We start from the raw sequence: 15,386 nt of genomic DNA, 5'->3' as shown, positions 1-15,386 counted from the left end.
TCAGCCAACTCATGGCCGCACCTCCTGAGCTCCAGCCTCGAGAACGCCGCCTTCGAGGATGATCTCGCCGGCCTCATAGAGATCGTCGATCTCCAGCCGCGCCCCGCCGCTCACCAGGATCTGATCGAATCGATAGACGCCCTCGAAGACGTCCCCCGCCTGCACCGCCCCGGCGGCCCCGCGGAGCAGCAACCGGCGCCGGTCCGCGCTCTGTTCGAGCACCGGATACTCCGTCGCCGCCACCCGCACCGCCATGCCCCACAAACCGAGATCGAAGCGATGGCCGGCATCCGCCGGCTCGATCCAGAGGTCGCCGGCATCTCCCCGGGGATCGTCGGCATCCACCGCGTAGACCTTCCCCACCACCCCGCGTCCGAGACGCGGCAGCGGGGTCGCCGCCACCGGCAGCTCCGCCTCCCCTGGACCTGTGGGCTGGCGCACCCACAACCGGCCCAGGCTCTCTCCGAGGCGCAGGTAGACGGTGCCGGGACCGGCGAAGCGCACCGGCGTGCCGTCGCACAGAGCCACCACACCACCGGCGGACCGAGTGCCCGCTTCGGCGTCGAAGGACCCTCGATGGCGAGTGGTCACGGCAATGCGGCCGCCGCCGCCGGCACCGCCAGCGGAGGAGTCACAGAGGCGAGAGGAACCGCCGGAGACATCGATGCGGCCGCGCCCCAGAAGACGCCGAGCCTCGATCCACACCGCCCCTCCGGCACCGGCGGCGACCTCACCGCCACCGTCGGCACCGCGGGCCAGCACCGCACCGTCGAGGACAACTCGCCGAGCGGCGATGAGGACGACGCCACCCCCGGCACCGGCTTGCCCCGAGGTGCTGCCGGCGGCACCGGGAAGCAGCGGTTCGAAGGGGCTGTCGTACGTCTCATCCCGCTGGCGGGCGAGCTCGTCGAAGCTTGGTCCGTCCGACGACGGTTCTTGGGGGGCCGCTCCGAGACCGCCATGGCCGCCGCCCCGAACCGACGTGGCCCCCGTCGAAGCCCCCGTCGAGGCTGCCGCCGCCCTCTCCCTCGACACCGCCGACTGATCGATGACGGCACCGCATTGAACCCGCAGCACGCCCTCGACGTCGATCTCCAGCCTCTGCCCCGGCTCCGCCTGGAGGCGAGCTCCCTGCAGCAGCCTCAGGCTCGCGGGCCGTAAGGTCTCCTGAGCGGTGAAGGTACCTTCGCCCAGGACGACGTCGGTACCGTCGATAGAGCCGTCCAATGTCTGCTCCCCACGAATCACCGAAGCTGCAACCACCCGCAGTCGCCGCTCGCTGGTGGTCTTCTGCCCCTCGAGGGGTTGCACATCCAGGTGCAGCAGCAGCTCGCCACCGGGCTCCAGCAGCTCCGCCGGCACCCATAGGATCTGGCGCTCACCCAGCTCGGAGTCCTCGGGCCACGCCAGGGCAGCTACTGGTTGGCCCGCTACCGTCAGCTCGACCCGCACGGCGCCGGCACCGGTCTTGACCACCGGTACTGCCAGCGGCACCCCCGCTTCGACCAGGTCCCCTTGGGCCGGGCAGGCACCGAAGACTGCCGCCTCGGGGCCTGAGCGCACGGCTCCGAGACCGTCATCGTCGACAATGGTTCCTGTCGCCGCCGCCTGGTCCAGTCGGCCGTAGTCGGGATCGGAGAGCTCGAGTAGGAGGTCCTCGTCCCCCTCGGCGTCTGTATCCCCCAGCACATCCACGGCGACGGTAGTCGACGTCACTCCCGCCGCCAGGGTCACTGTACCCGTCGCTCCCGTGTAGTCGGCTCCTTCCGTCGCCGTCCCCGAGACGGTGGCGAAGGTAGCGGATATCGCGGTATCCGAGGCGCAGCTGGAGCTCACCGGAAAGACCAACGAGGCGGTGCCAGCATCACCCTCCGGCACCGACGCCGCGCCCACGGAAAGCTCCGGCAAGAAGACCGGCCGCATCGACAAGCCATCGAAGTAGGCGTCGTTGTTGCTCCCCGCATAGCGCTTGGCCAGCAGCCGCACCCGCACCGTCGCAGTGCCCGGCGGCGGCACCCGACCGTCGGTGAGGGGGATCCACAATCCCCGGCCATCGAGATATCCCGAGTCATAGCTGGCGAGAACGTCCCCGGCAGCGTTGCGGTATTCGAGGATGATCCGCGGCGTATCCGCGGCGGAGCCCGTCGACGAGCTCACATGCCCCTCGAAGAGCACCTGCAGGCTCCCGTCGGCGATCTCGCCGGCGTAAGCGGCGAGGCTGACGTCCTGGCGCAGCTCGGCGAAGGAGATGGCACCGGGGAAGATGTAGTAGACGCCCTCGTAGGGCGGCGTAGCGCTGGTGCGGCGGATCCAGCCGCTGCCGGTGACCTCGACCCACCCCGGGAGATTGCCACCAACCATCTCGTCCTCGCCGCCGCCGTTGACCAGCAGCTCCGGGCCGAGGCAGCCGGTGACCTGGGTGTCGTCGTCGAGGATGGTGACGAGCCCGGAGGGCAGTACGGCCACGTCCGGATTCGCTGGAGCGAGGCCGAGACTGAAGGTTTCGTCTCCCTCGACCAGGCGGTCGTGGAGAATCCCCACGCTCACCGTCGCCTGAGGACTCACGGAGTCGAGAATCAGCTGTCCGGAGGCGGCCTGGAAGTCTTCCCCTGCTACCGCCGAGTCCCCAGCAAGGGCAGTGGCCTGGTAGTCCACGGTGACCGACGAGGAACCACCGCAACCGAGGGTGACCACCAAATCGGCGACTCCCGGAGCTCCCCCTTCATCGAAGCTGGTCCGTGTCGCGTACAGGTGGGGAAGCCCCAAAGCCACCAGGCTCAACGCGTCAAAGTAGGAGTCGTTCTGGGTGCCGAGGTTGCGATCCGCCAGCAGCCGGACCCGCGCCCAGCGGGTGCCGACGGGAGCCCGGCGGAAATCCTCCAGCAGCTGCCAGCCGGACCGCGCGTCCCGGTAGCCGGAGTCGTAGCTGCCCAGCAGATTCACGAACCCTGCGTCCCAATACTCCAGAATGATGCGCGGGCGATCCGGAGGAGAGGAGTTGTAGGAGCGCACGTAGCCCTGGAACTGAAGCTGTAGCTCCCCAGCATCGGCCACGGCCGCCAAGAGGGACAGATCGACATCCTGCCGTAGCTCGCCGAAGCTCACCCAGCCCGGGTAGTGATAGTAGGTCCCATCGAAGGGCGGCGTGCTGCCAGACTTCCGACCCCAATCGCCACCGCTCACGTCGACCCAACCGGCGACCCCGCCGTCCACCAGAGCTTCCTCGGCGTTGCCGTTGAACAGCAGGTTGGGGGTTGGGCAGCTGTTGGCCAATGTGTCGTCATCGGTGATGGTCACCGCCACTTCCGGAGACCAGGCCACCAAGCCCGAAGGCGGGATCAGCTGCAGGACGAAGCTCTCGTCCGCTTCCAGGAGCTCGTCCGGCAGCACCGGGATCTCCACTACCGCCTGGGTCTGTCCTACAGAGAAGGTCACGTAGTCGGAAAGGGCCGTGAAGTCCTGGCCGGCGGTGGCGCTGCCCGCTACGGTCGCAAATCCGACCACGACTTCTTCACTGGAGCCACAACTACGTTCCAGAGTGACCGCAGCGGTCACTGCCTGGTCATCGCCCTCTGTGACCACCACGGGTTCCGCCGAGAGATGCGGATGATCGAGCATGCGCAAGGAGACCGAGTCGTGGTAGCCGTCGTTCTGACTCCCGGTGGAGCTTCGCAGGCTGATCAGACGAATCCGCACCGTACGCGTACCCGGAGGAGCGAACCGCCACAGACTGAATTGTTGCCAGGCCGTCGAGTCTGTGTCCGGGCCGCGGTCGAAGGCAGCCAGCAGGGTGCCGTCCGCCGCCAGCGCCTCCACCAGGATCTGGGTGCCATCGGGATCGCTATGCCCGAAGGACCAAGAATAGGAAGTGAACAGGAGCGGCGCCGAACCGGCGTCGATGGCGCCGGAGTAGACCGAGACGTCTACATCCTGAATCAGCTCCGCCGTCGCCACATTGCCGGCGAAGAAGTAGGAATCCCCCTCGTGGGCCCGCGAGGCGTCGGTCCAATACCCCCAGGTAGTCCCTTGAGCCTCGGTCCAGCCGGGCACCTCCCCTCCCACCAAAGGCTCTTCGGCGCCGCCGTTGACCACCAGCTCCGGCCCCGTGCAGTGGGCACCGTCATCGTCCACCACCGTGATCGTCACCGCCGTGGTACTCAGTACCAAGCCGGCGGGGTTGGTGAACACCAGATCGAAGACCTCCTCCCCCTCCACCAAGGCGTCCCCGAAGACCGTCACCGGAAGGTGTTGGACCGTTTCTCCGGGAGCGAAGGTCACCGTACCGGCACCGGCCTGGAAGTCCTCGCCGGCCAGCGCGGACCCATCCACAAAGCTCCAATCTGCACTGATCGGCACGTCCGCCGGCTGATCCAAATGAAGAGCCAGGCGGGTGACCACACTCCCCGTGTCCGTCTCCACGAGGGTCCGATCTGTCGCCGACAAAACCGGCAGATCACCCGCACCCGCCGGCTCGACGGTGAGATCAAAGCCCGAGGTGGCGAGGTTGGCGTTGGCGTCGCTGGCCTCTACCTCCAGCGGCAGGACCGTGGAAGCCATCACCTCCGGCGCCGTCACGGTCCACTCATAGGGCGCCGTGGTGTCCACCAATTCCTGCCCGTCCCAGCGCAGCAGGAGCTGCTCCACGGCGGTGTCGTCGCTGGCGGTGACAGTGACCTGGAAGGCCTCCCCGGAAGCGAAGACATCCCCCGTTGCCGGAGCGGTCACCGTCACCTGGGGCGGCTGGAGGTCGTAGAGCTCCACCGAGGAGTTGGAGTCCACCACCCATTGAGCCACCTCGCTGCCGTCCTCGAAGCGCAGTTGCGCGCCGCCGGCCACCTGAACCTCATCGAATTTGTATATCCCGACGTAGGCATCCCCCACCGCCACCGCTGCCGCGGCGCCTTCCAGCAAGAGCCCCCGGCGATCCGCCGCCTCCTCCATCACCCGGTAGCCGACTCCGCCGATGCGCACCCACATGCCCTCGACGCCGAGGCTGTGGAGCTTGGCCGGATCCTCGGGCTCGATCCACAGATCCGACCCCGCCGGCGTCGCCGTCCCCACCACGCCCTTGCCGATGGCGGGAAGCACGGTGACCGAAATCGGCTCGCTGCCCGCCAGATTCTCTAGATCGACCCGCAGATCACCATAGGTATGGGCCGGAGTCTTGACGAAGAGAGTGCCCGAGCCGCCCCAGCCCCCGGCGTCTTCTCGATGCCCCCCATTGGCAAATACTTGGGCCGCCGGATCGAAGCCCAGGATCTGATCCGCGTAGAGGGCGACACGGCCTCCGCCGCCGCTACCCGAACCGCCGAAGCATTCCTTGTGCCGACCACCGACGGCGCGCATCAAGCCAGCCCCTCGAAGAACAGCGGTGTCGACGAAGATCGTGCCACCGGCCCCGGCGGACATGAAGCAACCGTTGGCGCCGCTGGCATCGAGAGTGCCGTCCAGAACCAACTCTCCGGCTTCGATGACGATGATCCCGCCCCCCGGGCTGCCGATGCCCATATCGGGAGTCGACCCGATGTGGGAGCCACCAGCCCCCGCAAAGCGTGGGTAGTAGACGCTGTCGTAGACCTCGCCGACGGGGCCGGAACCGCTCCAGCGAGTGCCGCGGCCACCGTGGCTGCCGCCGTATTTGGGGCCCGAACCCTGCACTCCCGGTGGGGCGAAGCCCTCGAAATGACTCTCGGTTCCGCCGTCGTAGCCGAGCCCATAGGTGTAGACCGTGGCTCCTTCTTGCACCGTCAGCGTGCCGCTGACCTGGAAGCGCAGCTCACCGCCACTGGCGGGCTGGACCAACGAACCACTGCGGATCTCTACCTCGTCGGCGACGACGTCGCCGGTCACCAGCACCTCTCCGTCGAAGGTCATCTTGTCGGCGAGCATGGGATCCTGACCGGTGACGCGGGCGCCCCGCAGCAGCCGTACTTCGTCGAAGCGGTACTCCCCCTGGTAGCTGGCGGCGGCGGAAGCGCTGGCGGCATCGGCCAGCAGCACCCGCCCCAGATGACCTTCCAGCCCGGCGACCCGGAAGCTTCCCAAAGTCTGGGACTGGCCGTCCAGGAGGGTCATCCAGGCGCCATGCCAGCGAGTCGGAAAGCCTCCAGCGGTGGTCACCCACAGATCCGCCCCGGCCACCTCGGTGGCGCTGACGGCGCCACTGCCCAGGAGCGGTAGCTCCGTGCTCGGCGCCGGCAGCTCAGCGCCCTGGTCGTCGGTGCCGCGATCGAGGATCAGCACGCCGTGATCCTGCCCGGGTAGCTGCAGCAGCAGGGTGCCGGGAGCTGCGTAGTACTCGCCGGTAGCCGTCAGCAGTCCAAGATGTCCGCCGAGGACCGAGACTTGGGCCTCCGGATCGAAGCCGTCCAGGACTTGAGCGCGCAGGGAAACCCGCCCTCCGCCACCGGATCCCACCTCGATGAAGCAGGCGATGTGCCGCCCGCCCAACGCCTCGATGGAACCGGCGCCGCGCACCGTCCCTGCCTCGACCTGAATGCTGCCGCCGGCCCCGGCGGCGCCCCAACACACGTTCTGGGCGTTGGCCAATAGATCGCCTTCCAGCTCCAATACCCCAGCGGACACTCGCAGCACTCCGCCGCCGGGATAGCCGGAGCCGGAGCCCCCGCCGCCGGGTAGCTGGGGATAGAAGAGGCTGTCGTAGACATCCCCCGGCGGACCGGGGCGGAAGTACTGGCGACCGCGGCCGCCATGACTGCCGCCATAGTCGACACCGGCGGGCTGCACCGCCGGCGGCGCACCACCGACCGCGTCATTGTCCGCTCCTCCGGGATAGCCCAGGTTGGAGACGTCGATGCGGCCGCTGGCCTCCACGCGCAAAGTGCCGGAGACGGTCACTTCCAGCTCGCTGCCGCTGAGGGGCCCGCTGAGGGGCCCGCTGAGGGGTTCGATGAGCGCCTGAGACTCCACCGTGGCACCCGCTGCGGAGACCACCAGCGCCTGCACCACCGCTCCCGGCTCCAAGAGCAGCGTCTGGCCCGTCACCTGGGGCGCGGCGAGCCGCGCCTGCCGCTCCAAATGAACGGTGCCCGCCGGATCCACCGCGGTGACCAGATCAGCCTGGGCGCTGCCGGCGATGGAAAGCTCGCCGGCAGCCAGGTGATCCACGGCCACGGAGGTTCCGCATTGCAGCCGCAACAGACCCGTGACGGCCACACCGGGATCCCCACTGGTGGTGTCCGGGACCTCCAGGCCGGCTCCCCGCACCACGTGCAGATGGCCGACGTCGAGCTCCTCACGCAACAGGAAGGTGCCTTCCGCCAGCACCAATTCCTGGCCGGCGTACTCGTCGAAGAGGCTCCGCGCCCCCACCAGCACCGTGCCCAGCGGCACCGAGACGGTGACCTCTTGGAAGCCGACATTGCCGGCGAAGTCCCGAGCCTGGAGCCGAATCAGGAAGGAATCTCCGGGCTCGGCGTCCACCGGCGGCCGCCACAGGAAGACCTGCGCATCCTCCGACTGATGGATGGGAGCCAGGTGCTCCATCTCGACGCCGTCCACCAGAAAGGCCAGACTCTCCAGGTTTTGATCATCGGCGGCAAAGAGCCGGAATTCGGCGTCGATATTCGGCAGCACGACGTCGCCCTCGCGCAGGCAAGCCGTATCGACCTCCGGCACCACCCCGTTGACCAGCGGCGAAACCTCCACGTCCCGGGTGGTGGTGGCGGTGTTGCCGTGGACGTCGGTGACCTGGATGTCGATGGTCAGGGTCTCGACGGTGCTCACCACCGGCGCCAGCAGGGTCAGGTCCCAGGGCTCGGTGGTGTCGGTGAACTCCCAGCCGCCGAGGGTCGCCCGCACCTCGGCCACGCCGTGGAGATCGGTGGCGGTCACCGACAGGGGCACGTCGTCACCGGCGGTGAAGGCGGTGCCCGCGGGGAAGGTGACGCCGGTGATCGCCGGCGGCACGGTATCGAGGCTCCAGAAAGTGGTACTCACCGGCTGGCTCATGGTGTTGCCGCTGCCGTCCTGCACTCCCTGCACCGTCAGCTGGTACTGGCGGTCCGTGGCCAGCCCACCCACCGGCGTCAGCACCACCTCCCGCTCGCCGGGCTCGAGGACGAAGGTGGTCCCCACGCCCTGGCCCTGGGTCAGGTCGTTGAGCTGGAAGACGCCGCCGGAGACCGAAGCCGGGGCCAGAGGCTCGCTGAAGGTCACCCGCAGGTTGGCGTCCACCGGAATCTGCTTCTCACCGTCCCGGGGCAGCACCTCGAGGACCGTCGGCGGCACCACGTCGACGGTGTAGAAGACGGTGCGCACCTTCTCGAAGAGTTTGCGGCCGGCGAGATCCACCGCGTCCTGCACCGTCACCTCGTAGCCCTGGAAGCTCGCCAGGCCGCCGTTGGGGGTGAGCACCACCGTGCGGTCGCCGTCGGCCCAGGTGACGCTATAGCCCACCGAGCCGCCGGAGAGCTTGCGGAAGCGGAACCACGAGCTGGAGTAGCGATCCCGGTCCAGGGGCTCGTTGAAGTTCACCGTCACCGTCGCCGCCAGCGCCACGTTGCGGGTGCCGGGGGCGGGGGTCAGGGTCTCCACGTAGGGGTCGTAGTCGTCGAGGATCAAAGTCCCCAAGTCGACGATCTCACCGTCGAAGGACAGGCTCCCCGCCGCTTCCGCCAGCCCCGGGCCGAGATATTCCTGGACGAAGAGGCTGAAACCGCCCAGGGGCACCGAGGAAAACTCGAAGTCGCCGTTCTCGTCGGTCTGGGAGCGCAGGGTCTTGGAGCCCTGGACCAGCCCCGTCCGGGCCTCCACCGCCGGGGTCACGCCGTCCGAAAGCAGCACCCGGCCGATGACCGTCGCCGAGTCCTGGAGCTGCACCGTCAAATCCACCTGTTCGTCCTCGAGGGTCAGCTCGCCGGCGGCGGAGCCTCGGAGGCCGGTCACCGGATGGGTAGCGTAGACGCTCACGGAGCCGGCGCCGATGCCGGTGAAGACGGCGGTGCCGTCCCCGGCGGTGCTGGCCCCGAGACGCTGGAGGGGATAGAAGCCGGTGTTGGTCAGCTGCACGTCCGCCCCAGCCACCGGGGCTCCCTGACTGTCCACCACGGTCACCATCGCCGATCCGATGGGCACCATCTGAAGATCGACGGTGAGCTCCGCCCCCTCGCCGCCGGTGAGCTCTCCCGTCGCCACCGCCCGGTGATCGCCCCCCACTTCTCGGGCACTGAGACGGAAGTCCCGGCCGTTGATCACCCCGTCGAAGGCGAAGGGATTGTCGAGGCTGGCGCCGATCACCTGGCCGTCCTGTTCCAGCAGCACGTTGGCGTTGGGGAAGAGTCCCGCAGCCGCTCCCTCGGGATTGAGCACCGAGCCCAGCACCCGACCGCTGGCTTCGAGCTCCAGATCCACCGTCACCCGCTCCCCCTCCTGCAGGATCTGGCCGGAGCCGGAAGCCCGGCGGCGCCCCTCGGGCTCGCGGGTGGAGAGGGAGAAAGTTCCTTCCGGAATCCCCAGGAACTCGAAGTAGCCGTCCACGTCGGTGCTGCTGTAGGTGGTCAGATCCACCTGGGAATCGGTCTTCAGCTTGATGGTGGCCCCCGGGACCGGCGCTCCCGCGAAGCCGCCGGCGGCGGGCTCGGTGAGATGGCCGTCCACCTCGCCGCGCACTTCCAGCGGGATCTCCACGTCCAGCACGTGGTTGTTGTGCTCCAGCTGCAGGCCGTCGAGGGCGCCGTGGCGGCCGGTGGTGGGGTCGAAGACCCACACCCGGTAGAGGGCCATGGGCAGCAGCCGGAAGCGGAAGCGGCCGTCGCCGTCGGCGGTGACCCGGTCGAAGCGCCCGCCGCCCCAGCGATAGAGGGTGACCGTCGCCGTCGGCACCGGCTGTCCGTCCACCGGGCTGATCACCGTGCCGACGATCTCGCCGGTGGCCTCCAGGGAGATCAGGCTGTAGACCTCCTCGCCCTCGTCGACGAGGTCGGCGCGGACCCGGCCTCCCAGTCCGCCCAAGCTGGGAGCCTTGGCGGAGACCGACAGCCGACCGGCGAAGACGTTGGTGAAGCTGAACTGCCCGTCGCCGTCGGCGTTGCCGTAGAGGGTGCGGTGAGGATAGGAAGCCTCCCGCAGGGTCACCGCCGCCCCGGGCACCGGATAGCCGTCGGCGTCCTCGACGAAACCGCTCACCGTACCCTGGCGGGGCAGGACTATCTCCACGTCCAACTCCTCCCCGAATTTGGCGAAGCGCACCCACACCCGCGCCTTGCGGAACACCGCCCCCTGCTCCACCTCGGCGTCGATGGGAAAGCGGCTCGCCGACGGCGGCACCAGCTCGAAGCTGAAGGTGCCCTCGGCGCCGGTGGTCAGCTCGTAGTCGGAGAAGGAGGGATGGCGCAGCCGGACCCGAGCTCCCGAAACCGGCGTCACCCCGTCCCAGTCGAGGACCGTGCCTCGGATGGTGCCGTTGCGCTGGAAGAGCACGTCCCGCTCCACCACTTCACCGTGATAGACCAGCTCGCCGCGCAGGGTCTTCTCGCCGTGGAAGGCGTTGGAGACGGTGAGCTGATAGGGCCCCGCCAGCACGTCGGGGATCTCGAAGCTGCCGTCCTCCGCCGTCTCCAGGGTCCGGGGCACCCAATCGAGACCCACCACCCCGTTCTGCACCACCGTGGTGCGATAGGTCACCAGCGAGCGCACGCCGAGGGTCTGGCCGTCCTCGTTGACCGCCCGCACCGTGCCCCGGATAGTGCCCTTTTTGAACTGGATGCGCACGAAGGGGGTCTCCCCCTCGAAACGGATGGTGGTGCGTTTCACCGCACCGTCGGAGCCGCGGTAGGCGAAGAGGGTGTAGCTGCCGGGTCCGAGGTCCGGCAGCACGAAGCGGCCGGAGGCGTCGGTGAAGGCCTCCCGGTACCAGCGGTCACCGCCGGCACTGATGTGGATGAAGGCGCCGGCCACCGGGTTGCCGGCGTAGTCCACCACCTCGCCGGCGATGCCGCTGCCCGCCAGATCGTCGACGAAGTAGAGGTCGCGGGTGACCACCGAGCCGTCCCCATTCACCGTCACCTGGGCCGAGGTCTGCTCCTGGTGCTCCAGGTCCGCCGCCAGGATCTTGCGGTTGCCGGCGAAGACGTCCTCCAGCCGGTAGAAGCCGGTGGCGTCGGTGGCGGTGTTGAAGGGGGTACCGCTGACCCACACCACCACCCCCACCACCGGCACCACTGTGCCGTCCACCTGCCGGCGGTAGACGTGCCCCTCCACCCCGCCGCGGTCGTCCCGCAGCAGCAGGTCGACGGAGTTCACCTGATCCGGCTGGATATCGAAGAAAACCTGGGTGCCGCGGCGTCCGGTCTCCCCGTCGAAGGCCTCGATCTCCCCCTGCCCCGCCGGCACGGTGCCGAAATCGAAGCTGCCGTCGCCGTCGCTGCGCCGCACTCCCACCAGGTCGCCGTCGACGTAGAGGGCCACATAGGCGTTGAACACCGGCGTGGTGCCGTCGGTCTCCAGGACCTGGCCCCGAACGTCGCCGGTGGCGGTATCCGGGGAGCGCCGGACGATGATCAAATCCCGCTGCACCACCGCTCCGGCGGTGGGAATCTCCACCGTCTGGAAGACGTAGCTGCCGTCCTCGTCGCTGGCGGTGAGGGTGACCGTACCCACCGGCACGTCCCCCACCTCAAAGCTGCCGTCGTCGGCCACCACCGCCTCCCGCCCCTCGGCGAAGACCGGGCTGCTGGCCAGCACCCGCAGCCGCGGCGGCACCGAGCCGTCCTCGTAACGCACCTGACCCCGGATGGTGCCGCGGCCCAGCATGCGTACGTCCAGCTGCACCGTCTGGCCGATGAAGCGCACCCGATTGGTGGCGCTGCCGTGCTTGCCACTGGCGGGGTCCCGAGCCTCCACGGTGTAGACGTCGCCGCAGGCCGTCTGGCGCACGTAGTCGAAGAAGAAACGGCCGGACGCGTCCGCCTGCACCGCCGCGGTGCGGTGGCGCTTACACTGGCTGAGCAGGCAGTAATGGCAGAGGTCGGTCTCGTAGAGGTCGACCCGGGCGAAGGGCGCCGGCTGGCCGTCGGGGCCGTAGACGGTGCCCTCCACCAGGGTGCCGGGAGAGGTCACGGTGGTGGTCACCGGCACCGTCTCCAGCACCGCTGGACCGCCGCCGCTAGTGGCCGCGGTTGCGGCGACGCCATCCACCGTCAGCTGGTGGGAAGCGTAGGGGCTCAAGGGGTTGTTGAACACCACCTGCACGATGCGCGTGTTGCGCAAGCCGGCGAAGGGATTCTCGGCGACGGTCTGGAAGAGGTTGGCTAGATCCGCCTCCGCCTGTACCAGGCCGCCGTTGGAGATCTTGCCGGGAATGCGGAAGCGCTGAGGATCCGGCGGCAGCAAGGTGGCGAGGTCGACGTCGCGACTGAACAGAACGTCCACCACGTGGCCGGCGGGATCCGCCTCGGCGTTCTGCACCGCCGCCAGCACCTCGAAGGGGCGCTGGGAGATCGTCGCGGCGGTGGCTGGGACCTGGGTCTCGAAGATGCCGTCGCCATCGGCATCCACCTGCAGGGCAGGGCTGCCGGCGGTTTCCTCCAGCACCACCTCGGCGACGCCGTCAGCACCGAGGGTGACGGCGCTCCAGGACAACCGCCGGAGCCCGCCGGAGCCATCCGGCACCCACGCCCGCAGACCGCCGCTGCCGCCGGTAGGGGCGCGCAGCCGGAGGGTGTAGCCGCCGGTCTCCGGCGACGCTAGCAGCGCTAGCTCACCACCCCCCAGGTCGTAGAGATCGGCGAAGGGCAGTTCTCGCTGCCGCTGGGGATCGAGGCCGGAGCCTGCCAGGCTCTTGCCGGTGCTGCGGCTGAGCACTTCCAGGGTCGCGGCGCCGGTGGCCAAGGCCAGCCGCGGAGCTCCCAGGAAAGCTGTGGCGGCGGCGAAGCGGTCGGCAGCGGCCTGCGGCGAGGTGGCCGCCGCCTCCTGGGCGAAGACGTCGTCCAGAGCATCCGCCAGACGTCCACCGCGCTGGGTGACGCGGCGTAGCTGATCCCATTCCCAATCCTGCTGGCGGGCGCCGGTCCACTCCGCCGCCAGCACCGCCAGAGCATCGAAGGCCTCCTCGCCGAGGCGCCGGTGGCGTCCCGCCTGGGCCAGCCAGTAGACCTTCTCGTCGATGCTCTCCCGGCCCACCCGCGGCAGGTCGCTGTCGAGGAGCGACGGCGGGGCGGTGGCGAGAGAGAAGCCCAGTCCCACCAGCCCCAGAGCGTGACGGCGAACCTCCTCCGGCAGATCCTCCGTGGCCCGCGGCAGGATGATGGAGGTCGGTGAGAGGGGAATCCCCGCATCCCCCACTCCCACCGTCAGCTCGAAGGTGGGATCGAGGGCGCTGCCGTTGCGCGACGAGGTCGCCACTACCCGCCCGCTGCGCCGGGAGAGCAGCCGAAAATCCACCACCTCCGATTCCCCCGGTTCCAGGGTCGGAATCGTCTGGGAGGCCGAGCCCACCACCTCGACGCCGGAGAGCTGGGATGCGGGCAGGGTGAGGGTGACCAGATTGACCGGCGCGTTGGAGGTGTTGGAGACGGTGAGCAGCAGGGAGTATTCCTCGTCCGTGCTCACCACCTCCGGGTGGGTGAGAGTGAGCCCCAGGGTGGCGTCGCGCACCAGCACCGCCCCCCGGGCCCGGCCCGTCAGACGGCGCACCTGCCCCCCCGGCAGACCGTCCAGAACCCCTTCCAGCTGGAACTCGACGATGTGGGTTCCCTCCGCCAGGCCCTCCGTCACCACCTCCGCCTGGCCGGTGGATTGGGCGACCAGGAAACGGACGTCGTCGGCGGTGCCGAGCTCGCCGTCACTCCCCGGCACCCGCACCGGGATGGGCACCCCCAAGGGCGTCGGCGGCTCGGTCTGCGCCTGGCGGAGCGCCGGCGGCAGGATCACCTTGGCGGTGAGGTCCCGGATCACCAGGGCGTCGCCGTCGGGAGCGTCGTTCTTGGCGAAGAGCACCACCGAGAAGAATTGATGCAGCAGAGACACGTCGGTGGGAAAGAGGATCACCCCGGGCAGGCTCACCCGGTCCTCCACCCGGCAGCCGCCGACCTCGGTACAGCCGCCGTTGGCGACGGCGCCGGAGTCCGCGCTCTCGGTCTCCAGCTCGAGGGTGAAGGGAGCCAGCTGGGGCGGCTGGAAGCGCTCTGCCACGGTGCCCCGGCCCCCGCCGGAAACGGGCCGGCCGGGGACCAGCCGCAGCGGATCTCCGGGCCCCACGGGATTGAAGATCACCGGCAGGTTGTAGTCCACCACCTCCCCGTCGACGGCGAAGCCGAAGGTGAAGTTGAAGGCCCGGAAGCTGTCCTCGTCGAGGGCGATACCGCGACTCTGGATCTCGTCCAGGGTCAGGGGCCGGGAGCTCACCCGGGTCACCAGGACCTGGGTCACCAACACCCCGGCGGAGCGCGGCTCGGCGTAGGCCAGCAGCTCCTCCCCTTGGACCAATCGGATGTCCTGGAGCTGGTATTGCCCCTTGAGGCTCAGGCGCGGGATGCGAAACGGCTCCCCCGGGGTGGTCTCCAGCGGCAGGACCCCGTCGATCTCCGGTCCGGCAAGCTCCGCCAACACCCGCAAACCCCCGGGCATCTGCCCGAGGGCGGGATCGAAACCCAGGAGCTCGGTCTCGACGATGGTGGGCGTGTTGAACGGCACCGTCTGGCTTTCCGGCGAAACCGCCAGGCGCGCCCCGGCGATGGTCAACTGACCGCTGCCGAGCACCTCCTGAGCCAAGACCGGGTAGCCTCCGGCGACGAAGCCCAGCCAAAGCAGGCAACCGAAGACAAAACTTCCCCCCACCAGCGATCTACGGGTGTTCAAAAGGCGCACCTCGAGGGTCTACCGTTCCATGCCTCGAAGGCATGAAACTCGACACTTCTTCTGTGTAGGGATCCAGCGCGGAAGAGCGCTGTGAGGACCTACGATTTTCCAGCGGATCGAAAGTTTCGCCGCCGATGAATGTCTCGCAGGCGTTAAGCGTATCGGGCTCTACCGATCAAACGCAAGGAAAAATCTGCGCCAGGGAATGATTTATCAATTCATCTCAAAGATGAATTGATATCCGCAAGGTTCGCCGGGGACTCGGTCAGCGGCCGGACGACTCGAACACCCTAGATCGACGATCTCATAGTCAAAAGAGGAAACTTCTAACCGAAAGAAAGATCTTTCAGGCTCCCTCCGACCCCGGCGCCCCCTGCAAGGGGTTCCTTACTTATGTCGTAAAAAATCCAGAAATCTGGGCTTTCTATGACTTATTCTCGCAGGCCCCCTAGGAGCTTGCTGAAAAAGTCAGTCGCAAGCGAGAACGAGAAATTTTCGAGCAGAATCAAGGCGGAGAACCGCAGGCGATTCGGGAATCGTCGAGGTTCGACAACGAAGATTCGGCCGAA

At 68.5% G+C, this 15,386-nt stretch carries 1 protein-coding gene; it reads right to left on the bottom strand.

All coding sequences use genetic code 11. The features are described 5' to 3' along the window. Positions 1–9: 9 nt before the first annotated feature. Positions 10–14,817: a carboxypeptidase regulatory-like domain-containing protein gene (locus tag SX243_12800; protein MDY7093843.1), complete on the bottom strand. Its 14,808-nt coding sequence runs from the start codon at positions 14,815–14,817 to the stop codon at positions 10–12. Between the last annotated feature and the right edge of the window lie 569 nt (positions 14,818–15,386).

The organism is Acidobacteriota bacterium (genome assembly GCA_034211275.1).
Lineage (GTDB): Bacteria > Acidobacteriota > Thermoanaerobaculia > Multivoradales > JAHZIX01 > JAGQSE01.
The sequence above is the reverse complement of the archived record's forward strand: the minus strand, read 5'-3'. Positions and strand labels throughout refer to the sequence as shown.